This window comes from Bartonella sp. AP72JLCBS (assembly GCF_042195705.1).
Classification (GTDB): domain Bacteria; phylum Pseudomonadota; class Alphaproteobacteria; order Rhizobiales; family Rhizobiaceae; genus Bartonella.
This window is the reverse complement of the sequence record NZ_JBHIOU010000003.1, coordinates 162,530-186,075: the sequence shown is the minus strand read 5'-3', so window position 1 is coordinate 186,075 and position 23,546 is coordinate 162,530. Positions and strand designations below refer to the sequence as shown.

General features: G+C 38.2%; 22 protein-coding genes and 2 pseudogenes. 11 read left to right on the top strand and 13 right to left on the bottom strand.

The features are described 5' to 3' along the window. Positions 1 to 85 precede the first annotated feature (85 nt). A complete protein-coding gene (locus ACFILO_RS03070; protein WP_375612987.1) occupies positions 86 to 1,339 on the top strand; it encodes a CCA tRNA nucleotidyltransferase in 1,254 nt (417 codons plus the stop codon). Between the two features lie 485 nt (positions 1,340 to 1,824). Here the strand turns inward: ACFILO_RS03070 and ACFILO_RS03065 are convergent, their stop codons facing one another. Next, on the bottom strand, positions 1,825 to 2,301 hold the full coding sequence (locus ACFILO_RS03065; RefSeq protein WP_375612986.1) for a tRNA (cytidine(34)-2'-O)-methyltransferase: 477 nt from the start codon (positions 2,299 to 2,301) through the stop codon (positions 1,825 to 1,827). Between the two features lie 726 nt (positions 2,302 to 3,027). Between ACFILO_RS03065 and petA the strand changes: the two genes are divergently transcribed. The 4 genes from petA (at position 3,028) to ACFILO_RS03045 (ending at position 6,278) form a co-directional block, all read left to right on the top strand. Beyond that, positions 3,028 to 3,576, top strand: a complete 549-nt coding sequence (gene petA, locus ACFILO_RS03060) for a ubiquinol-cytochrome c reductase iron-sulfur subunit (protein WP_375611173.1) — start codon at positions 3,028 to 3,030, stop codon at positions 3,574 to 3,576. 4 nt (positions 3,577 to 3,580) lie between these two features. Further along, complete coding sequence (locus ACFILO_RS03055) at positions 3,581 to 4,837, top strand: cytochrome bc complex cytochrome b subunit (RefSeq protein ID WP_375612985.1); 1,257 nt, start codon at positions 3,581 to 3,583, stop codon at positions 4,835 to 4,837. After that, complete coding sequence (locus tag ACFILO_RS03050) at positions 4,831 to 5,727, top strand: cytochrome c1 (protein ID WP_375631636.1); 897 nt, start codon at positions 4,831 to 4,833, stop codon at positions 5,725 to 5,727. Before ACFILO_RS03055 ends, ACFILO_RS03050 begins: the two co-directional genes overlap by 7 nt. A 110-nt stretch (positions 5,728 to 5,837) precedes the next feature. Continuing rightward, the gene (locus ACFILO_RS03045; protein WP_375611176.1) at positions 5,838 to 6,278 is read left to right on the top strand and encodes a PRC-barrel domain-containing protein; all 441 of its coding nucleotides are present in this window, start codon (positions 5,838 to 5,840) and stop codon (positions 6,276 to 6,278) included. 159 nt (positions 6,279 to 6,437) lie between these two features. On the opposite strand, the gene ychF is transcribed toward ACFILO_RS03045, so the two are convergent. After that, positions 6,438 to 7,541 carry a redox-regulated ATPase YchF gene (gene ychF / locus ACFILO_RS03040; RefSeq protein WP_375631638.1) on the bottom strand — a complete coding sequence of 368 codons (1,104 nt, stop codon included), beginning with the start codon at positions 7,539 to 7,541 and terminating at the stop codon, positions 6,438 to 6,440. A gap of 265 nt (positions 7,542 to 7,806) precedes the next feature. Between ychF and ACFILO_RS03035 the strand changes: the two genes are divergently transcribed. Next, entirely contained in the window at positions 7,807 to 8,550 is a 744-nt protein-coding gene (locus ACFILO_RS03035) for a L,D-transpeptidase (protein ID WP_375611178.1), read from the top strand. Positions 8,551 to 8,726: 176 nt separating this feature from the next. On the opposite strand, the gene pth is transcribed toward ACFILO_RS03035, so the two are convergent. Then, positions 8,727 to 9,353, bottom strand: a complete 627-nt coding sequence (gene pth / locus ACFILO_RS03030) for an aminoacyl-tRNA hydrolase (protein WP_375620694.1) — start codon at positions 9,351 to 9,353, stop codon at positions 8,727 to 8,729. Positions 9,354 to 9,428: 75 nt separating this feature from the next. Next, entirely contained in the window at positions 9,429 to 10,058 is a 630-nt protein-coding gene (locus tag ACFILO_RS03025) for a 50S ribosomal protein L25/general stress protein Ctc (protein WP_375611180.1), read from the bottom strand. A 292-nt stretch (positions 10,059 to 10,350) separates the two neighbouring features. Here ACFILO_RS03025 and ACFILO_RS03020 point away from each other — a divergent pair, with 292 nt between their 5' ends. Next, positions 10,351 to 11,850: a helicase HerA domain-containing protein gene (locus tag ACFILO_RS03020; protein ID WP_375611181.1), complete on the top strand. Its 1,500-nt coding sequence runs from the start codon at positions 10,351 to 10,353 to the stop codon at positions 11,848 to 11,850. On the opposite strand, the gene ACFILO_RS03015 is transcribed toward ACFILO_RS03020, so the two are convergent. From ACFILO_RS03015 to lgt, 4 genes are all read right to left on the bottom strand, one after another. Further along, complete coding sequence (locus ACFILO_RS03015) at positions 11,847 to 12,779, bottom strand: ribose-phosphate pyrophosphokinase (RefSeq protein ID WP_375606345.1); 933 nt, start codon at positions 12,777 to 12,779, stop codon at positions 11,847 to 11,849. The two genes, ACFILO_RS03020 and ACFILO_RS03015, sit on opposite strands and share 4 nt — an antisense overlap. 472 nt (positions 12,780 to 13,251) lie before the next feature. Next, positions 13,252 to 14,043: a peptidoglycan editing factor PgeF gene (gene pgeF, locus ACFILO_RS03010; RefSeq protein WP_375677802.1), complete on the bottom strand. Its 792-nt coding sequence runs from the start codon at positions 14,041 to 14,043 to the stop codon at positions 13,252 to 13,254. 102 nt (positions 14,044 to 14,145) lie between these two features. Further along, positions 14,146 to 15,225: a class I SAM-dependent methyltransferase gene (locus ACFILO_RS03005; protein ID WP_375652300.1), complete on the bottom strand. Its 1,080-nt coding sequence runs from the start codon at positions 15,223 to 15,225 to the stop codon at positions 14,146 to 14,148. Beyond that, on the bottom strand, positions 15,200 to 16,078 hold the full coding sequence (lgt, locus tag ACFILO_RS03000) for a prolipoprotein diacylglyceryl transferase (protein ID WP_375677801.1): 879 nt from the start codon (positions 16,076 to 16,078) through the stop codon (positions 15,200 to 15,202). The genes ACFILO_RS03005 and lgt overlap by 26 nt, the downstream gene beginning before the upstream one ends. A gap of 304 nt (positions 16,079 to 16,382) precedes the next feature. On the opposite strand from lgt, the gene ACFILO_RS02995 reads away from it, so the two are divergent. Beyond that, the gene (locus tag ACFILO_RS02995; protein WP_273791228.1) at positions 16,383 to 16,628 is read left to right on the top strand and encodes an accessory factor UbiK family protein; all 246 of its coding nucleotides are present in this window, start codon (positions 16,383 to 16,385) and stop codon (positions 16,626 to 16,628) included. Positions 16,629 to 17,032: 404 nt separating this feature from the next. Continuing rightward, positions 17,033 to 17,533 carry a YbjN domain-containing protein gene (locus ACFILO_RS02990; protein ID WP_375629408.1) on the top strand — a complete coding sequence of 167 codons (501 nt, stop codon included), beginning with the start codon at positions 17,033 to 17,035 and terminating at the stop codon, positions 17,531 to 17,533. A gap of 45 nt (positions 17,534 to 17,578) precedes the next feature. Here the strand turns inward: ACFILO_RS02990 and ACFILO_RS02985 are convergent, their stop codons facing one another. Both ACFILO_RS02985 and ACFILO_RS02980 read right to left on the bottom strand, forming a co-directional pair. Continuing rightward, positions 17,579 to 18,919 (bottom strand): ATP-binding protein, encoded by a 1,341-nt coding sequence (locus ACFILO_RS02985; protein WP_273791227.1) that lies wholly within the window; start codon positions 18,917 to 18,919, stop codon positions 17,579 to 17,581. Positions 18,920 to 18,927: 8 nt separating this feature from the next. Further along, positions 18,928 to 19,632, bottom strand: a complete 705-nt coding sequence (locus ACFILO_RS02980) for a response regulator (RefSeq protein ID WP_375612976.1) — start codon at positions 19,630 to 19,632, stop codon at positions 18,928 to 18,930. A gap of 144 nt (positions 19,633 to 19,776) precedes the next feature. On the opposite strand from ACFILO_RS02980, the gene ACFILO_RS02975 reads away from it, so the two are divergent. After that, the gene (locus ACFILO_RS02975; RefSeq protein WP_375612975.1) at positions 19,777 to 20,427 is read left to right on the top strand and encodes an MBL fold metallo-hydrolase; all 651 of its coding nucleotides are present in this window, start codon (positions 19,777 to 19,779) and stop codon (positions 20,425 to 20,427) included. A 70-nt stretch (positions 20,428 to 20,497) separates the two neighbouring features. Here ACFILO_RS02975 and ACFILO_RS02970 read toward each other — a convergent pair whose 3' ends face one another. After that, on the bottom strand, positions 20,498 to 21,121 hold the full coding sequence (locus tag ACFILO_RS02970; protein WP_375671836.1) for a BA14K family protein: 624 nt from the start codon (positions 21,119 to 21,121) through the stop codon (positions 20,498 to 20,500). A gap of 472 nt (positions 21,122 to 21,593) precedes the next feature. Further along, a pseudogene (locus ACFILO_RS02965) lies at positions 21,594 to 21,992 on the bottom strand (sensor histidine kinase); the annotation flags it as partial. 4 nt (positions 21,993 to 21,996) lie between these two features. On the opposite strand from ACFILO_RS02965, the pseudogene ACFILO_RS02960 reads away from it, so the two are divergent. Further along, a pseudogene (locus ACFILO_RS02960) lies at positions 21,997 to 22,308 on the top strand (MBL fold metallo-hydrolase); the annotation flags it as partial. Positions 22,309 to 22,377: 69 nt separating this feature from the next. On the opposite strand, the gene ACFILO_RS02955 reads toward ACFILO_RS02960, so the two are convergent. Next, positions 22,378 to 23,163, bottom strand: coding sequence for a BA14K family protein (locus tag ACFILO_RS02955; RefSeq protein WP_375612973.1), 786 nt, complete (start codon positions 23,161 to 23,163; stop codon positions 22,378 to 22,380). Positions 23,164 to 23,546: the final 383 nt, after the last annotated feature.

Here is a 23,546-nt window from a genome sequence, read left to right as displayed (position 1 = left end):
GCTTTATAAGGGATGTCTTAAAAAATTTGTTTTATGAAGAGAGTTTTTTAAAGCAATGAAGACAACTTTTTTGAAAGGTTAAAGGGTGAATATAAGACAGAACTTCAAACAGGTTGCGTGGTTACAACAAAGTGATATCCAAACACTTCTTCGTGTTTTGTCTGTGGAGGGGGAAGAGGCGCGTATTGTAGGGGGAGCAGTGCGCAATCAACTGCTAGGGCAGCCTATTAGTGATATTGATATTGCAACAACCTGTTTGCCGCAACAGGTTATTGCACGTGTAGAAGAAGCAGGATTTAAAGCTATTCCTACAGGGATTGCTTTTGGTACAATAACAGTAGTTGCTCATTCATGTTCTTATGAGGTTACAACGCTTCGCTGCGATATTGAAACAGATGGTCGTCATGCAAAAGTGGCATTTGGTCGTGATTGGAAAAAAGATGCTGAACGGCGAGATTTTACGATAAATGCGCTTTATTGTGATGCTGCTGGCAACCTTTATGATGATGTGGGAGGTTTGAGTGATATTGCTAGCCGAACAGTTCGTTTTATTGGGGTTGCAGAAGATCGTATTGGCGAAGATTATTTGCGTATTTTACGGTTTTTTCGCTTTTTTGCGTGGTATGGAGCAGGGCGACCTGATGTGCAAGGATTGAAGGCATGTGTTCGTTTAAAACACGGTTTAAAAAAACTTTCTTCTGAACGTATTTGGGCAGAAATGAAAAAGCTTCTTGCGGCGTTTGATCCAACGCGTGCTCTTTTATGGATGCGACAAAGCAGAATTTTGGCACTCATTTTTCCTGAAACAGAACGATGGGGTATTGATGCAATTCACGCATTGGTGAAGACAGAACAGGATCTTGGTTGGAAAGTTGATCCATTGTTACGGCTAGAAAGCCTTCTTCCTCCTGATCCCATGCGTCTTCATGAAATGGCACAGCGCTTGCGTTTTTCTCTTAAAGAAACAACGCGATTAAAAGAATGGGCAGAGTTAGAAATAATAAACCAAAACTGTTCTGATCATTTTGTGCAAAAACTGATTTATTTTCATGGACGACAGCCAGTTTTAGATCAATTATCGTTGTCTGTCGCTGCATCACATCTTGATCATCTGGAAAAAAGTGATGCTTTGCAAAAAGCAGAGGGTTATGTCAAGCTTTATCAATTTGCCCAAAAATGGCAAATTCCAACTTTTCCTATTAATGGTAACGATTTAATAAAGAAAGGTTTTACAAAAGGTGTACTTTTAGGAAAAAAGCTTAAAGAGCTAGAAATGATATGGATTGAAAGCGGATTTTTAATGGATCGTCATGCACTATTAGAAAAAATTGATTTATAATATTTCTGTTTATAAACTCACTGTTGTTTATATTTTTTAAGTCAACATATTAATTTATAATAATCATTATTCATGTGAAATAAGAGTTCACAATATTGTAAGGTTATTTCAAACCTGTTCATATTACATCAATCAAAGTTATTGCCTTACACGTCACAAGTGAGGAAAAATGATTACAGAGAGGAAAAATGTCTCTTATGAATCATCTCAAAGATAAGGATTCTCGAAAATGAGAACGAATAAAGAGAATAGTGGTAGCGGTTTGCACCTTGTATGACCATAAAGAGGGGGATGTTCACTGGATTTTTACTATGAGGAGTATTTAATCATTCATAGGTGGTGATATGAGGTGATATGAAATGGATGTGATGGGCACTAAGAAATGTTTATTTTACCAGCACTTAATTGTTGGAAAATGATAGGCATTATACGCTCTAACTGTTCTTTATATGTTGTATTATTGTTTTTCGTGATAATTTATGTTTTTATAGATTACAGTTTCTTTCATGATAACCAATTTGGCGTAATGCTTCTCCAGTTGTTATGGCTACGCTCATGGCGAGATTTAGAGAGCGTGCCTGTGGTTGCATGGGAATTTTTAATGTGTAATCGGCCGCTTCATGAACATAATCGGGAACGCCAGCTGTTTCACGACCAAAAAGTAAAACATCATTTCTTTGATAGCATATCTGCGTATAGCATGTTTTTGCTTTTGTACTTAAAAGCAACAGGCGGCGGTTAAAGTGTTTCATGGAGCTTATAAAATGTTGCCAATCAATGTGTCGTTCTAAGGAAGCATATTCGAGATAATCCAATCCTGCGCGTTTGAGATTACGATCCGACAGATTAAAGCCTGCAGGTTCAATAATGTGCACATGTAAACCAAAGCAAGCGCTAAGACGTAAAATCGTTCCAGTATTACCAGCAATATCAGGTTGGAAAAGAGCTATATGAAGTGTCATGTTCTCTGTAATATGATTTTTCTTTCGACTTTGTAAAGAAGCACCACAATTTATTCGAAAAATATGCTTTGAGAAATACATGTTTTTTACGGTTCATTTTTATTCCCTTTAAATTTCAGGGAAAAAGTTATGTATACAGGTCTGTTTGGGATCAGAGAGAAGCTCCCTATTAGGGACTTCCTTTTATTGAGCAATCCATGAAATGACTTGGCTCATTATGTTGAAAAGTGGGATATTTAATGAGGTTAGATCATCAATTTTAATTAAAATCAACAAAATATGCTTTTTATGCAAAAACAGAAGCGAAAAAAATACTCATGCAACCAGTTGGAATTGAGGGAGGGAGAGATGCTGTAAATGTGTTAAAGAAATAACCGATAAGCTCAACTTGTTTACTGAGATATGGTCATAACAAGACTATGTTTCTTTCTTTAGAAGTGTTTATTTACATGCTATCTCTGATTTTCACGGGCGGGGGAGTAATTTTGATTGATTAATATGAATAGGTTTGAAATGAAAAAACCTTACGGTGTTTAGGGATTTCATTCACTCTGTAAAACGATGAATTATCATTATAAAACAGTTTTTTGTATAAACCATACAAATGGCAGGAGTTTTTTACGGGGATGTTTTTATGGTTGAGGTAACGGAGTGATCAAGCATTGTACAATGGGAGAGGGTATGGTAAAAGAATGTTTTAGCAAAGTGTCTCTTTAAGTTAAGGCCATGGGTGAGCAAACGAGGCGGGATTTTCTGTTTTTGGTAACAGCTGTTGCAGGAGCAGTTGGAATGGGAGCGGTTGTGTGGCCTTTTATCCGTCAGTTGCGTCCAGATGAAGCTGTTTTGGCATCTTCCTCTGTTGAGGTTGATCTTTCTGGTATTGAAGAGGGGATGTCAGTAACGGTAAAGTGGCGAGGACAGCCTGTTGTTATTCGAAATCGTACGGCAAAAGAAATTGCTGATGCGCGCGCTACTGAATTGAGACTTCTAAAAGATCGTCAAGCGCGCAATCCTAATCTTGAAGGTGAAAAAGAAGCGACGGATTTTGCACGTTCAGCAGGTAAAGGACGTGAAAATTGGCTTATTGTTATTAATCTTTGTACGCATTTAGGCTGTATAACACTTGGGCAATCTGGGAAATTTGGAGGGTGGTTGTGTCCATGTCATGGGTCTGTTTATGATACAGCTGGAAGAGTGCGGTCGGGTCCAGCTAACTATAATTTGGCTATTCCTCCTTACCAATTTCTTTCTGATACTTTGCTCAAAATAGGATAAGGTTATGACAAGGTTTTCTCCTTATTGTCCTAAAAATGCACTTGCCCGTTGGTTTGATAAGCGTTTTCCTCTTCCTCGTTTTTTTTATAATGCATTTGTGATTTTTCCTGTTCCGCGTAATCTTAATTACTTTTATACATTTGGCGGTATTTTGACCATTATGCTTGTGTCACAGCTTTTGACTGGTATTGTCTTGGCTATGCATTATGTTCCGGATATTCATTTGGCTTTTGAAACCAGTGAACGATTTCGGCGTGAAGGGCAGTTTGGTTGGCTTTTTCGTCCATGGCATTGTGTAGGCTCTTCGTTTTTTTTTATTGCTGTTTATATCCATTTGGCACGTGGACTTTATTATGGTTCTTATAAAAATATGCGAGAAATGGTATGGGTTACAGGTATTTTTATTTATATCATCATGATGGCAATAGCATTTTTTGGTTATGTGCTTGTTTGGGGGATGATGTCTATTTCAGCGGCTTCAGTGATTGCAGGGCTTTTAAAAACGATACCTTTGGTGGGGACATGGTTGCATGAGACACTTCTGGGTGGTTATGTCGTAGGACAACCAACGTTGAATCGTTTTTATGTTTTCCATTATGTTTTATCATTTATTTTGCTTCTTTTTGTGGGGCTGCATATTTGGGCAATTCATTGTGTTGGGCAAGGCAATCCAACGGGTCTTGCTATACAATCAGATAAGGAAACAGTTCCATTTTCGCCTTATGCGCTTATCAAAGATATTTTTGCTATTACTGTTTTTCTCATCTTCTTTGCCTGGTTTTTGTTTTATATGCCCGATTATATGGGGCAGGCTGAAAATTATAGTGTGGCAGATCCTTTAAAGGCACCTCTTCGTGTGGTTCCAGAATGGTATTTTTTGCCTTTTTATGCGATGCTTCGTGCTATAACTTTTGATATCGGTATTTTCTCTTCAAACTTTGTTGGCTTTGTTTTATTCGTCAGTTCGATTTGCATTTTAATTTTTGTGCCATGGTTAGACCGCTCTAAAATATGTTCAGCAAGATATCGACCTGTTTATAAAATTTTCTTTTGGGCGTTGGTTATTGATGTCGTTTTTCTTGGTTGGTTGGGGTCAAGAGAAATAAGTGACAAAATTCTTTTATGGACACAATTGGCTACGGTTTATTATTTTATATTTTTTTTGGTTATTTTGCCGATTTTGCCAGCGTTTGAAAAAAATTGTTCTCTTCCTTCTTCAATTATGCAAGATTTAAAACAGAAAAAAAAGAGACTATGGTAAATGTTTTTGTCGGGCTGGTTGTTATTGTTGCTATGAGTTTTTCTGCTCAGAGTTTAGCGAGTGATGCCTCTGATCAGGAAGAAGGATTTATTTCTTTTCCTTTACAGGTTCCTAAAAAACAAGAATGGAGTTTTTCAGGTCCATTTGGGCTTTATGATAAGGCGCAATTGAGGCGCGGATTAAAGGTTTATAGACAAGTTTGTTCCAGCTGCCATGGGCTAAAATATGTGGCTTTTCGCAATTTAAAAGATCTTGGGTATGATCAAGAACAGATCAAAGCTTTGGCGGGGCAATATGAAGTGCGCGATGGTCCTAATCGAGAAGGAAAATTTTTTAAACGTGCTGGGGTTGCAACGGATTATTTTCCTTCTCCCTTTTCACATGAAGAAGAAGCAAGATTTATTTTGAATAGTGCTTATCCTCCAGATTTGACATTGATAGCACGTGCACGTGGGGTATCTTTGCCGTTTCCTGCTTTAATTACTGATGCATTGACTCATTATGATACAGCTGGTCCAGATTATATTACAGCTCTTTTAACAGGATATCAGAAGGCACCGAAGGAGATAAAAATTGCGAATGGTTATTGGTATAATCCTTATTTTATTGCCGGTAATTCTTTAACTATGGCTCCTCCTTTGAGTGATGGTATGGTTGCTTATGAAGATGGAACCCCAGAAATCATTGAACATTATGCGCGCGATGTTTCTGCTTTTTTGATGTGGGCTGCCGATCCTCATATGGAAATTCGTAAAAAAACCGGTTTTCGTGTTATTTTATTTTTAATCATTTTTGCAGGGTTTGTTTATATTTTAAAAAATCGTATTTGGTGTGGTTTAGAAGAAGAATTAGAGAAAGAAATAAAAGACGAAATAAAGAGAAAAGGGTAAAGCGATAAGGCTCAAAAGAGTATAGAGTATAAAGAGCATAAGGAACAAATCTTTTTATGATGCATTGAGGTTTTATAAAGTAAAAGCAAAGTAAAAATGGAGATGTTAAAATGAAAAAAATTGCATGTACTACTCTTATGTCAATTTTGATGGTTTCTAGTACTTATGCTCAGTCTTTTGAAGTGCCTTCAAAACCTGAAATGATCTCTTCGACGGGTATTGTACAGGTGGGGATAGATAAGTCTGTGCGTTATGTGACACCTTTAGCAACGGATTTTGTTGCTTCCAGTCTTATAGGCGCCAATGTATATAATATAGAAGATGAAAATATTGGTGAAGTAAAAGATATTATTTTACGTGAAAATAATATTGCAGGATTTGTTATTGCTGTTGGTGGTTTTCTTGGCATAGGCGAGAGTTATGTGGTCGTTTCTCCAGAAACAATCCAGATGACAAATGATTATGGTAAATGGAAACTTATTACAAATGCGACAAAAGATTCTTTAAAGAACGCTCCAACATTTAAATACGAAGGGCGTTGGACACGCTAATTTTATATTTCTATTCTTTAATGGACCAAGCTGTTGCTATCACAATCATATGCTAGCAACAGTTTTTTTGTTCTAAAAACTCTTGAGAATTTTTGCGACAAGATTCCAAGGAGCTATTACCAAAGTTTTCAAGATAAACTATTAAGACAGAGTGAAGATTTAAGTATTATGTTTAAATAACATGATATCGCCATCTTGCACAATGTATTCCTTTCCTTCATCGCGGGCTTTTCCTGCTTCCTTTGCACCGCTTTCTCCACCCAGAGCAATATAGTCATTATAGCTGATGGTTTGGGCACGAATGAAACCGCGCTCAAAATCTGAATGAATAATACCAGCTGCTTGGGGAGCTTTTGTACCACGCGTAATTGTCCATGCTCGTGTTTCCTTAGGCCCACAGGTGAAGTAAGTAATGAGATCAAGTAAATGGTAACCAGCGCGAATGAGGCGATTGAGACTCGGTTCAAAGAGTCCTAGCGCATTGAGATATTCTGATGCTTCAGCATCACTCAGTTGTGTAATTTCCGCTTCGATAGAAGCAGAAATGATAATGCTTTGCGCATTTTGCTCTGTTGCCATTTTTTCAACTGTTTGGGTAAAGCTATTTCCACGAGCGGCGTCATTTTCGCTTACATTACAAACATAAAGTACAGGCTTGGAGGTTAAAAGATTCAAACTCTTAAGAATGTGGTGTTCATCGGAAGAAATATCTTTGAGTAATAACCGGACAGGGGTTCCCTGTTGCAGTATGTTTAATGCTTTTTCCATAATAGGTAAAATTGTGAGAGCTTCTTTGTCTTTTCCGGTTGCTCGTTTACGGATTTGTATGATTCGTCTCTCAAGACTTTCAAGATCCGCAAGCATGAGTTCGGTTTCAACCGTTGTCGCATCACAAACAGGATCAATACGTCCCTCTACATGGGTAATATCTTCATTTTGAAAACAGCGTAAAACGTGGACAATAGCATCGACTTCGCGAATATTGGCTAAAAACTTGTTTCCTAAACCTTCGCCTTTTGAAGCTCCTCGCACAAGTCCCGCAATATCGACGAAGTTAATGCGTGTAGGAATCATTTCTTTTGAACCAGCGATTGATGCAATTTTTTCCATTCGTAAATCTGGAACAGCAACTTCTCCGGTATTGGGTTCAATGGTACAAAAAGGATAATTGGCAGCCTGTGCAGTGGCTGTTTTTGTTAATGCATTAAAAAGAGTTGATTTCCCGACATTAGGTAATCCGACAATACCGCATTTAAAGCCCATGAGAGTCTTTCTTTTCTATTAATTTTATGGTCAAGATAAAGCTTCCTTTTTATAGCATATTTTCAGAAGAGTTATAGTCCTGGTCTTGCGATAAGTGAGAAAAAAGTCTAAAGTAATAGGTGTCTACTTTTTTACCTTAGTTCTTCTTACCTTATTGTTCTCCTTAGTTACAAGGATAAGAAAACTTCGAATTAATGTTAATATTGTGCTAAGTTTTTCATGGTATGCAAATCTGCATAAATAATTAATCGGAGAAAATAGAAGAGTGTTATCTCGTTGTGCCTTTTTAATTGCAGCACTTTTGGCTTTGGCTGGATGTGCTACACGTCAGTCAGATATGTCATCGGTACCTTTTCAACAAGTTCGATACATTCCACCAGAAATACAGGCTTTGTATGGTCCTGTAACGAATGAGACCTATTCGTTACCTGCTGTTGATCTTGCGACAATTGATCCAAAATATTGGCGACAAGAGGTGATTTATTATACATCTTATGCGCCTGGAACATTGGTTATAGATACGCAAGAGTGTTTTCTTTACCTTATTGGTGAAAATGGAAAAGCTTTGCGTTATGGGATTGGTGTCGGTAAAGAAGGCCTAGCATTTGAAGGTGAGGGGGTTATACAGCGCAAGCGTCGGTGGCCAAATTGGGCTCCTACTGCAGCTATGATGGCTCGAGAACCAGAACGTTATGGTCATCTTGGGAAAGGAATGCCACCAGGGCCCGATAATCCATTAGGTGCGCGGGCACTTTATTTGTTCAAAAATGGGAAAGATACACTTTTCCGTATTCATGGCTCACACGAATCGTGGTCAATTGGGCGTGCTATTTCAAGTGGGTGTATCCGTTTGCTTAATCAAGATATTATCGATCTTTATGATCGTGTTCCCATTGGTTCGCGTGTTGTGGTATTGCAAAACAATAGGAGTATTCCTACAGTTTATAGTCAACAATCAAATGGTTACGATCCGCTACAGTCGACCATTCAGCCAAATGATTTTTTTTAATTTAGGGGAGAAGATTGGAGAGAGCTGTGTTTGCTGTTCAATCTTCTCTTTCTCTCAAAAGAGAATATAAGCCTTTCTTTTTCAAAGATGTATACAAGCTTGTATTCTGTTCTATTTTCTAGCTTCTCACGTTGCCAACAGATTTTGCCTTTGAGAAAGTTTATAAGAGGATTTTTTTAAGAGTTCTTATCCATATTCTTCACGCGACTGGGACACGCAAGCCAATGGTTCTGATTGTGTTTTATCGTTTGTGAAACTTCATTCATAAAGAGGGATTTATCATCTTTTATAAGGAGAGCGATATTTTTTGCAATTGTCTCTAAGAGAGGGGATAACCATTCTTGATCAGATTTGGTAAAATTTCCCAGGACATGCTGATGAACAAGTTCTTTGCTTCCAGGATGACCAATTCCTATGCGTATACGACAATAGTCAGTACCACAATGGGCATCAATAGACTTAATGCCATTATGCCCATTATGTCCTCCACCAATTTTTATACGAACTTTCCCCGGTGACAGGTCTAGTTCATCATAAATGATGATCAAATTCTTTAAATCTAATTTATAAAATCGCAAAGCTTCACCGATAGCTTGACCAGAAAGATTCATGAAAGTTTGTGGTTTTATAAGAAAAATTTTCTCATTATTTATGAAACCATTGGAGATTTCTGCTTGAAACTTCTTTGACCATGGAGAAAAAGAGAAGGACTGATAAATGGCATCAACAGCCATAAAACCGATATTATGGCGGTTATTTTGATATTGTAAACCAGGATTGCCAAGACCAGCAATAAGCCACATGTGTATCTTCAGTCAAAGTATGAGTAAGGGTAATGTCTCATAGATTAAGGCGGAAAAATTCCCGCCTTTTGAGTTTTATGAAGTTTGTGTGTCTTCTTCATCATTTTCTTGTTCAGAAGTTTCATCGCTGACATCCATGCCAGCAGGAGCTGCAATGGTTGCAATGGTAAAGTCTCGATCTTGGATGATGGGAGTCACATCTTTTGGCAGTTGCACTGCTGAAATGTGAATAGAATCACCAATAGAGTAGCTGGAGAGATCAATTTCAATAGCTTCAGGAATAGCACTTGCTGGAGCTGTACATTCAATTTCGTGCCGAACAATATTGAGGACACCACCCTTTTTAAGTCCAGGTGCCGTATCTTCATTGAGGAAGTGGACAGGAATATTCACTTCTACAACCGATTTTGCTGAAATGCGCAAAAAGTCTACATGGAGGGGAAAGTCACGCACGGGATCTAATTGATAATCTTTTGGCAAAACCATAATTTTTTGCTTGTCAAGAATAATCGTTGCAATGGTGGTGCGAAAACCACCAGCATGAATTTTGTAGAAAATTTCTTTATAGGGAACTGTTATTGCCAAAGGTGGTTGTTTTTCACCATAAATGACAGCAGGAATAAGACCGTTGCGGCGAAGTTCACGGGAGGACCCCTTACCAACCCGCTCGCGTTTTTCGGCCTTAAGAGTGTAGCTTTTGCTCATAATTTAAGTCCTTTTTACATGATTGGAGATCCTTCAAAAACAGTAATAGTTTTTGCATGGATATGAAGATATGCGCTAACCAACAGCGATCACTCCATTCTACGTTGCCTCCAAGGGTGTCTACGCAGAAGTTTGTTCTATAGTTCAAACTATTCATAGATGCAAGAGTTGTGGGAAAAATCGATGATTTCTACCGTTAAAAAGGAGGAAATGTTACAAATTACGGTGTGGATGGAGAATCAACCAATATGTGCTGGCACTGATATGTTCAAAATCAAACACTGGAGATGTTATGAAGGTTGAGATTGCCTTGGGTGAGATGTCAGAAAGTCGTGCTTTGCATAAATCGATGCCAGCACTTCTTGATTTGGAAGAATTATTGGCGACACGTCTTCTTGTACAAGGTAATTCTGGTTCAGGGAAATCACATCTTTTACGCCGTCTTCTGGAGCAAAGTGCTAAGTGGGTGCAGCATTGTGTAATTGATCCAGAAGGCGATTTTGTAACTTTGGCAGATAAATTTGGTCATGTTATTGTAGAGGCTCAACGGAGCGAACTAGAATTGACACGTATTGCGCATCGCATTCGACAACATCGGGTTTCGGTGGTATTTAATCTTGAAGGTTTGGACACTGAACAACAGATGCGTGCTGTAGGGGCTTTCCTTGGGGCACTGTTTGATGTGGAACGTGATTATTGGTATCCTATGCTTGTCGTTGTCGATGAAGCACAATTGTTTGCTCCAACTGCAGCAGGAGAAGTTTCTGATGAAGCGCGTAAAATTTCTTTGAGCGCTATGACCAATCTGATGTGTCGAGGACGTAAACGTGGTCTTGCTGGTGTTATTGCGACACAACGTTTGGCTAAGCTTGCCAAAAATGTTGCGGCTGAAGCTTCAAACTTTTTAATAGGGCGGACTTTTTTAGATATTGATATGGTGCGCGCCGCTGATCTTTTGGGGATGGAGCGTCGCCAAGCGGAAATGTTTAGAGATCTTGAACGGGGAAATTTTATAGCTTTAGGCCCTGCTTTATCACGACGTCCCTTACCAATCATTATCGGTTCTGTTGAAACTTTGGCACGCTCTTCTAGCCCTAAATTAATGCCACTTCCAACAGAGCGGGATGATGTGCAAGAGCTCGTTTTTACTGCTTCACCAGAGGAAATTTTAACGCCATTTAAACAAACACGAGAACCGATGAGGGAAAAATCAATGCACGAGATGTTAGAGGAGGTCGTGCATAAAAAACAAGAGTTGTTAGAAGAAAACCCAAGTTTATTTCCTGAACTTTCTGATGTTGAGCGTGACGGGCAAGCAGAACATATTATTCGGGAAATTCTTGAGGATTCTGAAGCTTTTTATCGTTCAACAGCGGTGCTTTATCAAGATTTTTCAGTTCGTTGCCGTATCCATGGGATGTCAAAGGTTCCTTTTAATCTTTCACAATTTCGGCGTAAATTGGCTATTGCTCAGGCTTTTGTTGATGAACAAACGGCTGTCAGTGAACATTGGAAACATATTTTGCAGATATCAGAAAGTTTGGAAGAAGATGTTCAAGGAGTCTTCTTGAACGTGGCACAGGCCGCATTAGGGGGAAAGCCATGTCCATCTGATGCATTTTTAGCACGTCTTTATGGGACTCATTCTTTAAGCCGTGCACGCCGACTTTTAACCTACTTTGAAGAGCGTGGACTTATTGTTATTCACACGCATTTTAGTGGTCAACGTATTGTTGCCTTTCCTGATCTTGGTGTTGAAACAGCACCGGGAGACCCCAAGGAACCACTTTAACCAAATAAGCTGGAAACCGATTGTTCTGCTGCTGTCCTTGCTATTGCTTCTCCCATAAGGTCGGCAATGGGCAAAACACGAATATTATGGGTTTTCTCAATAGCTTGTGTTGGCATAATTGAATCTGTAATAACCAATTCTTTCATCTCTGAATTAGCAATTCGCTCGATTGCATTACCAGAAAGAACACCGTGCGTGATATAAGCTGTGACACTATTGGCACCATGTTTAAGCAGAGCACTTGCTGCATTGCATAAAGTTCCACCTGAATCAACAATATCATCAAGCAAAAGGCAATCTTTTCCCGATACATCTCCAATGATATTCATAACTTCTGATTCACCGGGGCTTTCGCGACGTTTATCCACAATAGCGAGCAAACTGTTCAAGCGCTTGGCGAGCGCGCGCGCGCGCACCACACCACCCACATCAGGTGAAACAACGATAACATTTTCAAGAGAATAATGCACTTTGACATCGCGAGAAATGACAGGAACAGCATAGAGATTATCCGTAGGGATATCAAAAAAACCTTGAATTTGTCCTGCATGAAGGTCCAATGTTAAAACACGATGGGCCCCTGCTTCAGTAATGAGGTTGGCAACAAGTTTTGCAGAAATAGGAGTTCGTGGTCCTGGTTTTCTATCTTGGCGGGCATAGCCAAAATAGGGGATAACAGCTGTAATACGACGCGCAGAAGAACGACGAAGGGCATCAATCATGATGAGTAATTCCATCAAATGATCATTTGCGGGATAGGATGTAGATTGCAAAACAAAAACATCTTGTCCACGTACATTTTCATGCAGTTCTACGAAAATTTCTTGATCAGCAAAGCGCTTTACAGTTGCTTTGCCTAAGGGGATGTTCAAATAATTTGCAACATCTTCAGCTAGGCGTGGATTAGAATTTCCGCAGAAAAGTTTCATAGTAGAACCTCTAAATCATCATGGTGGGAATGCGACACGGTTTTTAATTTCTTTTTATTAAATTGCAAGAGAACAATTACAAAAGCCTTACAATTTTATCGATTATTATTAAAGAGCTATGCAGTATGTTTTCTCTTTTTCCAAAAGTTTATTACTTTTAGAGCAAAGTTTTTCTCCATGCGGCAAAGAAATACATATTGATTAAGCTTTTTGGTTATTACTTTATAAAAATACTTTCAATATGGGGAATGCTTCATATTTAAGATGAATGAAGGGGAGTAATAAAAAGAAGTATCATCTTGCCTTCAATCATTATAACCAAACATTGAAAATGATCATAGCGAAGGCTATCATATTTTATGGGCTGCTAGATAATTTCGTGAAAAAAGCAAAGTACAATGGGATTTATTTTTACATTTGGGTAAAAAGTTTAGTTTTGCAGTTTTGGTATTGTTCTCAAGCATAAAGGGGCTCATCTTTTGTTTTTCAGCATAATAGCAGAAATCTGCCGTCCGTAATCGGGTTCGTTGCGGTGTATTGCACGGCGATAGGAGAAAAAACGCTGTTCATCTTGATAGGTACAAAGCTCTACACAAGAAGCATTAACACCTGCTTCTTTGAGTTGGTTTATAATAAATGCCCATAGATTAAAATAAAAGCGATTTATTTTGTCTGTTTTTAAAAAATATTTTTGGTATTTGCTGTGGTAATCAATAAATTGGTCGTAAAATTCATTTGTTACTTCATAGTGATAGGGGCCAATACAAGGTCCAAGGACTGCTGTTATTGATTGTCTTTTGGCTCCTTGTTTTTCCATAACAGCAATTGTTTTCTCGATAATTCCATTTAAGCTTCCACGCCAGCCAGCATGAGTTGCAGCGATGACTCTAGCTTGTGGATCAGCAAACAGAATGGGTCCGCAATCTGCTGTAAGAACCCCAATAACGAGTTCTGGGGTGGTTGTAACCAGAGCATCAGCTTGAGGAGGTGCACCGATAGTTGCTTGATGAGCTACGACAACGTTACAGGAGTGTATTTGATTAACTGTGACTAAATTTTGCGCTTCAATAGAAAAATAATTGGCAATCAAAAGACGATTCTGTACAATATATTCAAGTTGATCATTTGAACCTTTCCCAACATTAAGACTATGATAAAGATTTTTTGAAATACCACCTTGACGTGTAAAAAATCCATGTTTTATTCCATGGGGGTGTAAAGTAGAAAGATTTTTTGCAAGAATGGGATGAGGAATAGATTTCATAAAAGTTCCTTATGGAGATTATTTAAAGTGAGGATGGAGATGTTCATATTTGTCAATGAATATTTCAGATAATGATGTGCTTATTGACAAAAGCGCCGATCATTAAAATTGGGGAGGTATGGAGATATTTTTATCACTGAAATGTAAAACTTTAAATAATTTTCCCATCTGATCTGGACTAGCGAGCCGTTCGATGTCTTGGCGGATTTTGTCTTGCAAAGGAGCACTTTTGCCAACTCCAAGCTGGTTTGCGCGCTCCAGTAGCCCCATTTTAAAAAGAAATTCTCCTTGCTCTAAGATTTCAGCAAAACAGCCCTGTTCAAGAGCTATGTTTTTTAAAAAAGAAAAATCAACATGGGATGTTAAATCATGTTCACCAGGGGCATCAAAAACATCACGAAATCTATGTTTTGAGAGTGCTTGCAGGGTATCGCCAAAGGCAAGCTCACAAGCACCATAGTCGATAAGTAAAGCAGAACCTGTCACTTGCACTAAATGGTGGCTGATTTGTTGCATGAATTGATGCCGTAAGGGGGCATGTTCAAAAATTGTTCCGTCAGGCACTTTAGAACAATAGGTTTGTAGACAAGAAGAGGGAAGTTTATGCGGGGCAGCAATAAAGATGAAATCTCCATTTTGATTGACTGTAATGCGGCGCTCTTTCCATTCTCCATTGACTTTAATATATTGGTTGATAGGGAGTGTATCGAGAAATTCATTAGCAATGAGGAAGAGAGGTTTTGAAGGAATTTGATTAAAATTTTCAATGCTATGGATTTGTTTTTGATAAGAGAAAAGGCGTTTTTTTTGTTCTTTTGCAAGTTTTTTGCTTATTTCGATCAGAAAAATTTCAGCAGCATTAAATGCCGTTTGAGAGAGCTTTTGGATAGTTCGCAAAATGTCATCCATCAAAGTTCCTCGTCCTGGACCTATTTCAGCGAGAATAAAAGGGTGAGGGCACCCTTGAGCTTTCCAGCTTGCAAGAGTCCAAATGCCAATCATCTCTCCAAATAATTGGCTTATTTCAGGTGCTGTAATGAAATCACCAGCATGTCCAAAAGGGGTTTGTGTGTGATAATAACCAAATTGGGGATCGGTGAGTGCCAACGTCATATATTGGCTAACAGTGATTGGTCCATTAAGGACAATAATTTCTTTAATTTTTTCTTTGAGATTGGCCATTTTCTGTCGGTTTATATTTAAAGGCGTGGAGAAGAAGATAAAACCCTACAAGAAGCATGGGAAGAGATAAAGCCATGCCATAGGTAAAACCAGTAGAATGGAAAAGAGTCGAAAACCATTCTGGATCTTCTTGAGGCGCACGGTAAATTTCAGAAATGCTGCGTGCTATTGCATAGCCTATAATAAATATCCCTGATACAGTACCGGGACGTTTTAATGCTTTGAACCAAAAAATAAGAAGACACAGGATGATGAAGAGAAGAAATCCTTCCATAAATGCTTCATAAAGTTGGCTTGGATGGCGCGGTAAATAGTAAGGATCGAGAGGAAAACAAACAGCCCAAGGATGTGTAGTAATATTGCCCCATAATTCTTGGTTGATGAAGTTGCAAATTCGTACAATGCCGATACCAATAGGAGCACCTGCAGCAATGATATCAAACATGGCTCGTATGTTAATATGATTTTTACGGGCAAACCAGATCATAGCAATGATAATACCAATAAGTCCGCCATGAAAGGACATTCCCCCATCCCATACGGCAATAATAGCACTTGGATGATTAAAATAGTAAATGGGATCCCATACAAGAACTTGTCCTAAACGCCCTCCGACAACAACACTTATGGCAGACCAGACAACAAAATCTCCGATCTTTTCTTTATCCATAGGAGGGTGGCCTCTATACCATAGAGATGTTTTTTTTAATAATTTTTGTGCATACCACCAAGCAAAAAGAATACCCAGCACGTAACCAAGTCCATACCAATGAAGTGTTACGGGACCTAGCTGGATAATAACAGGATCAAGAAAAGACGGAAAAGCAATGGCTGGACAGGCGAGATTGTTCATGAATTAAGCATTTTACATTATACGAGATGAATATGAAGTGACTCTAATGATCAGAAATGACAGATGAATACACAATGGTCAAGTCAGTAGGGAGGCTAGTCAGAAAGGGGGGGAGATTTCCACTGATTTATCGTGGTAAAAATATGGTGATAAAAGGAATATTAAAAAATCTTAAACAAAATCATTACGAAAAATCTGCACAGTATGTAAAATATAGAGTAAAAGGAACAAATTACAGTATCTAAATGTTATGAGAATACGCTATAATGCGTGCGTCAATAATTAAAATTTAAGGAAAAAGGTTATGCGTAATGGATCAAATCGTATTCTTGATGAATTAGCAAAATTAGCAACGGATGCTGCTGACGTTGCGCAAGGCATACGACGTGAAGCTGGAACAGCTTTTCGTGTGCAGGCTGAAAAGATAGCAAACAAACTTGATCTTGTTTCTCGCGAAGAGTTTGAGACTTTTAAGGAGATGGTGCTGAAAATCCATGCTGATAACGCTGATTTGAAAAGACGCCTTGATGATTTAAAAAAAGATGATTAAAAAAAAACGCAGACATAAAAAAGTAAAATAGTTTTAAAAAAAGAATCTTCAAAAAAATATCCCCAATTTTTCAATATGATGCGTGAAACTAAAAAATGCTTAATCTTGAGTCTGTTAGAGCGGAGCATTTGTTTATTTTTGATTTTTTTTGGGGGTAAAGTACATTTTTTTGAATCAGGGGGGCTGGCGCTATGAAATTGTATCAATACACTGAAAAGACTTGATGATTCGTTTTATGACTATCAGGTTGCCCTAAACAGCGCGATTGTGTTCTGGGTGTTTGTGTACTGTCGATGTTTTATGTGTATTTGTTTGGTGTAAAGGTTCTGATTGTAGCAAAATATTGTTACAGTTTAGACGGTTTATATTCTGTTGACAATGTTTTAAGATGATTGAGGATTGTGATGAGGCTTGCATTTTGCGCCACAGAAAGAAAAGAGCACCCTGTTGACTTTATCGAACAGATTGCCTGTGAATATGATTGGTCGTTTGAGCGGGATGCACAAGATGAAATTAGCGTTTGTGTGGAAGGAAAACGCGCAAACTATCGTCTTGCTTTTTCATGGATGGAAGAGCATGAAGCACTTCATTTAGCTTGTTCGTTTGATCTCTCTACTAAAAATGCTCGAACAGCTGAAATACAGCGCTTATTGCTAGCAATTAATGAAAAGTTGTTGTTGGGACATTTTGATTACTGGCAAAGGAATAATTCAGTCATTTATCGACAAGGTCTTCTTTTGGCTGGTGGGATGCATCCATCTCATATACAGGTTGAAACATTGTTGATACATGCACTTAAAGCTTGTGAAAGCCATTATGTTGCATTTCAGATGGTTGCTTTGTCGGGAGAAAGTGCTTACAAGGCACTACAATACACTTTGTTTGAAACTGTAGGGAATGCCTAAAATATGCAGTTTGTTATTTTTACAGATGGTTTGCGGAAATATTGCTCATAGGGGGACATCAAGAATAGCGCGCACTCCCCCGAGTGGGCTCTCATCTAATTGTATATTGCCACCATGGCTGCGTGCTATGTCTTGAGCAATAGAAAGACCAAGTCCTGTTCCACTTGCATCTTGATTTCGCGCTTTATCAAGTCGAAAGAATGGCTTAAAAACTTCTGTGCGCATATCTTCATGAATTCCAGGTCCATTATCATCGATTATCAATATAAAAGATTCTTGTTGAGAGTTAGCGGTTAGTTTAACAGTCGTGCCGTAACAAAATGCATTTGTTACAAGATTGCTGACTAAGCGTGTGAAAGCACGGGGACGTACTTGTATTTCTGTAGGACCTTCAATGGTGTAAGAAAATTGACGTTTGTGAAGACGAGCATCGGTGGAGAATTTTTGCATAAGAGCATTTAAATCAAAAGTCTTGACACTTTCACTTCCTTCACCACGAGCAAAAGCAAGATAATCTTCTAACATATTTTGCATGTCACTTACATCTTGCTCAAGCGGTTTAATATCAAAGTCAGTATTTACTAATGCCAGCTGAAGTTTAAAGCGTGTAAGAATGGTTCTTAAATCATGACTTACTCCTGAGAGCATCATGGTACGTTGTTCAATTTGGCGTTCAATACGTTCACGCATGCGTAAAAAAGCGATGCCTGCACGACGGACTTCATCAGCTCCTTGTGGTTGAAATCCTTTTGGTAAAGGACGACCGCGTCCAAAGCTTTCTGCTGCTTCAGCCAATTGTTGAATCGGTTTGATTTGATTGCGTAAAAAGTAAATTGCTATCAGCAATAAAACAAGAGCTGTTCCTACCATCCAGCTTAAAAAAATAGCAGTATTGGAAGCATAGGCTTGGCTGCGTGGAGCAAAGACGCGTAAGATGTTGTGACCAAGGTGGATACGGATTTCAACAAGATCAGAATCTCCTACGGTATCGATCCAGAAGGGACGGTTAATTTGGCGGGTGATTTCTTCACTTAAAAAATAGTCAAGAATTGCAAAAAATGGCTTAGGTCCTGGAGGGGGTAAGGAGGTAGGAGATAGAATAGAAATATTTAATCCCATACGTTGTTGTGCAATACGCTTGATATCTTCATAGTTATCTTGTTGGGGATATGTTTCAAGAATATCAATAATGGCTGAAATATCATGCACGACAGCCGTTGAAAGACGCTCGGTTACCATTTGCCAATGGCGTTCCATAAAGACATAAGCAATGACCGTTTGCAGAAGCACCATGGGAGCAATGATAATGATCAAAGAGCGAGCATAAAGCCGTTTAGGCATTTTTTTCGTTAACCATCGAAGAAAAAATCTTAAAGGTTTGATCATTCTTGTGCCTATTCAATAGAGAGTTTATACCCTATTCCTCGCACGGTTTGGAGCCATATAGGCAGTGCTGGGTTTTTTTCGATCTTACGACGAAGGCGGTTGATCTGCACATCAATGGCACGTTCACTTATATTGCTGTCATCGGTCGCGAATTTATGGCGCGGAATTGTATCGCCTGCATTTTCGGCAAACATGACCATCATTTCTTGTTCTTTATCTGTTAATTTAATAATTTCTCCTCCTTTTTTGAGTTCGCGTCGTGAAATTGAAAATATATAAGGACCAAAAACTATTTGCTCAATTTTAGGTTGGTGAGGGGGAAAACCACGTCGTAAAATGGCGTTGATGCGAAGGAGAAGTTCACGAGGGTCAAACGGCTTAGCCAGATAATCATCTGCCCCTGCTTCTAATCCACGGATACGATTGTCTATTTCTGATAAAGCTGTTAACATAAAGATAGGGACATCTTTTGTTTGGCGGAGTGAATGAGTGAGATCAATACCGTTTTCGCCAGGCATCATGACATCAACAATAAGAAGATCAAAATCTAAACTTGCTAACAGTCGTCTTGCTTCATTCGCATTAGCTGAAACTGAAACACGAAATCCATTTTTAATGAGAAACTGAAATAAAAGATTGCGAATACGTGTATCGTCATCAATCACAAGAAGGTGAGGGGCATCGTCACACAAAACTTGAACGTGATTGCTCATTCTTAAAAAAACCTTGATAAAAATTTAGTTTACACAAAATGCAAGTTTACATAAGTTGTATAAAGCTGTCGAGCAGCACCTTTACCTTAAAGGAAAGAAAGTTTTATTTATAAATTTAAAAAAGTTATTTTTGAAAAGGATATTATGGGTAGTCTTAATATACATATTATTCCAGTTACGACATTCCAACAAAATTGCACTTTGCTTTTTGATAGTGAAAGTAAAACGGGGGTTCTCGTTGATCCTGGTGGTGATTGGCCACGAATTCAAGACGTAATCGAAAAGAATGGTGTTATCGTTGAGGCTATTTGGATAACACATGGTCATTTTGATCATGTAGGAGCAGCAATGCAAGTGAAAGAAGCGCTTAATGTAAAAATTATCGGTTCACATCGCGATGATAAGCCTGTGATGGATGCCGTGAGCGAAAGCGCAAAAAATTATGGCATCACTGATGCTTGCATCTGTATTCCTGACCAATGGTTAGAAGATGGTGAGTGCGTTCATTTTGCTGGACATGTGTTTAAGGTTTTTCACACCCCAGGACATTCCCCTGGTCATGTTATTTATTTCAATGAAAAAGAGCGCTTAGCCCTCTTGGGTGATGTTCTCTTTCGTGGTTCTATTGGACGTACGGACTTCCCCTTCTGTTCTTATGAAAAATTGATGCAATCCCTTCGAGAAAAAGTTTTACCCTTAGGCGATGATGTTTGTTTTATCTGTGGGCATGGTCCCAAAAGTAGCATAGGCTATGAGCGCCAAAATAATCCTTTTCTTCAAGATTTTAATATATGAGCAAATAAAAAAAACGCTTTGAAGCGTTTTTTTGTGCCATTTAAGACTTTTTAGTAGGGCAGAACAGAAGTTAATTTATTGGGGCATAACAAACGTGTTCCAAACCATTACGGTCTCGGAAAGTTCCTGTTTTAGGGTTGAAAGAACGGTATTTTTTCTTGCAATAGTTAAGCCAATCAGATTCTAATGATTGTTGTACTGGCTCATATTCCACTGTTTGCGGAGCTTCATAAATTATCTGTTCCTGTGGAACCTGTTGATATACAATTTGATGCTGTGGTGCGGTTTGATAAACAACTTGTGGCTGTTCTGATTTTTTAAAAATTTTGCCGAGAAGTGCACCTGCTGCAAGAGCAAGAATGCCCATTGCTAAAGCTTCTCCTGAGTTATTTATATTAATACTACTGTGTTTTGTCTTTTTGCGCTCGACATAATGATATGTGTTGTGTTCAACATGATGGTGTTGTTGTGCTCCCCATTTATGGCTAACATAATGACGCGTGTGGGGATTATCAAAAGAGTGATGTTCACTATGAGAAAAATGGGAGCTAAAATTGTGAGACGGTAAACCAGCCTCCCTTCTCATGTCATAGTTATGATACCATGCCATATCTGCAAGCGTTGGATTTAATGGCATCAAAACGGTTGCAGTAGACATTGCTGATAATACCGCTAATCTGATCACTTTTTTCATAATGATGCTCCTTGTGTAAATTCGTATTTTTCACATCCTACACGTGTCAAACTGAATAGAGCCTGAACAATTTTGGACTTTATTGTGACAAAAAAATAAAAATTCATTTAGTTAAAACTATTATCAATACAGTAAAATAAAATCATGACAGAATTTTGATTTCAATTAATGTACTCTTCTTAAGGTTAATTAAGCAGCTTGTATTTAGAGCACCAGATTTTTTACTATTGGTTATAAATTATTCATTGATGAGTACTTTTTTATTGCTTGATACAATATGAATTGAACAATAGGTGTATGAACAAAAGTTATCGTTTTTTATTATAGGCTTATGGTGCTAAGATAGAACCTTATTTGTGTGATTGAATACAGTCCTGTTTGACTACTCTCTTGTGAGGCTAAATATTGAGTTCGATATCATATTATAACTGTATAAATATAATATATTGCGGGAACTTTTTTTGATATATGGGAAACATTCTTGTTGGGATATGGCTGTTAGTTTGACAGTATTGGCATGACAAAATGCATTTGACACAAGATTGCTGATGAGACGCGTGAAGGCACGTGGGCGTGCTTGTATTGGTGTAGGGCTTTCAATGGTGTAGGAAAATTGACGTTTGTGAAGATGCGCATCGGTAGAGAATTTTTGCATAAGAGCATTTAAATCAAAAGTTTTAACACACTCACTTTCTTCACTACGGGCAAAAGCAAGGTAATCTTCTAACATATTTTGCGTGTCGCTCACATCTTGTTCAAGCGGCTTGATATCAAAGTCAGTATTTGCTAACGCTTGCTGAAGTTTAAAACGGGTGAGAATGATTCTTAAATCATGGCTTACACCCGAAAGCATCGTGGTGCGTTGTTCGATATAGTTAGAAGATGGTGAGTGTGTGTATTTTGCTGGACATGAGTTTAGGGTTTTACATACACTGGGGCATTCCCCTGGTCATGTTATTTATTTCAATGAAAAAGAGCGCTTAGCCCTCTTGGGTGATGTTCTCTTTCGTGGTTCTATTGGACGTACGGACTTCCCCTTCTGTTCTTATGAAAAATTGATGCAATCCCTTCGAGAAAAAGTTTTACCCTTAGGCGATGATGTTTGTTTTATCTGTGGGCATGGTCCCAAAAGTAGCATAGGCTATGAGCGCCAAAATAATCCTTTTCTTCAAGATTTTAATATATGAGCAAATAAAAAACGCTTTGAAGCGTTTTTTTTTTGCCATTTAAGACTTTTTAGTAGGACGGAACAGAAGTTAATTTATTGGGGCATAACAAATGTGTTCCAAACCATTACGGTCTCGAAAGGTCCCTGTTTTAGGGTTAAAGGAACGGTATTTTTTCTTGCAATAGTTAAGCCAATCAGATTCTAATGATTGCTGGAGTGGCTCATATGCCACCGTTTGCTGCACTTGATAAACTCTTTGATTTTGCGGAACTTTTTGATAAATTACCTGATTTTGTGGTACTATTTGATAAACCACTTGTGGCTGTTCTGGTTTTTTTAAAATTGTACCAAGAATCGTACCTGTTGCAAGACCAAGAATACCCACCGCTAAAGCATCTCCTGAGTTATCTATATGAATATTACTGTGTTTTGTCTTTTTGCGCTCGACGTAATGATATGTTTTGTTTTCAACATGATGATAATGGTGGTGGTGGTGATGATGATGTTGTTGTTGTTCCGTCTTACTCTGTTTGGCTACAGACCTTTCATGTTTGGCTTTAAATCTTCTCTTGTCGTCATCAGAACTTTTGTGGAAATCATCAACAAACTTTTGGAAATCATCAGATAAAAAGCTACGTTTTTTATCAGAACAATGGGAGCGAGAAAAACCGCAAGGCAGAATATCAGCTTTCTTCCTCATTTCCCTTATCGCATCATCTGTTTCTTTACGCATCTTCCTCATCATATCATCTATTTCTCTCGAGATAGAGTCACTACGATTCCATGCCATATCCGCAAGCGTTGCATTTAGCGGCATCAAAACGGTCACAGTTGACATTGCTGATAATACCGCTAACCTGATCACTTTTTTCATAATGATGCTCCTTGTGTAAATTCGTATTTTTCACATCCTACACGTTTCAAACTGAATAGAGCCTGAACAATTTTGGGCTTTATTGTGACAAAAAAAATAAAAATTTATTTAGTTAAATCTATCGCGGAGACAGTAAAATGAAATCATAACAGAATTTTGATTTCAATTAATGTACTCTGCTTGAGGTTAATTAATAAGTTTGTATTGAGAGTCCACGATTTTTTACTATGGAATATAAACTCTTTATTTAGGGATAATTTTTTATTGTTTGGTACAATATGAATTGAACAATAGGGATATGAATAAAAGTTATCATTTTTTATCATAGGCTTATGGTTCTATGAGAAAGTCTTATTTTACTTTATTTGTGTTATAGGACAGTG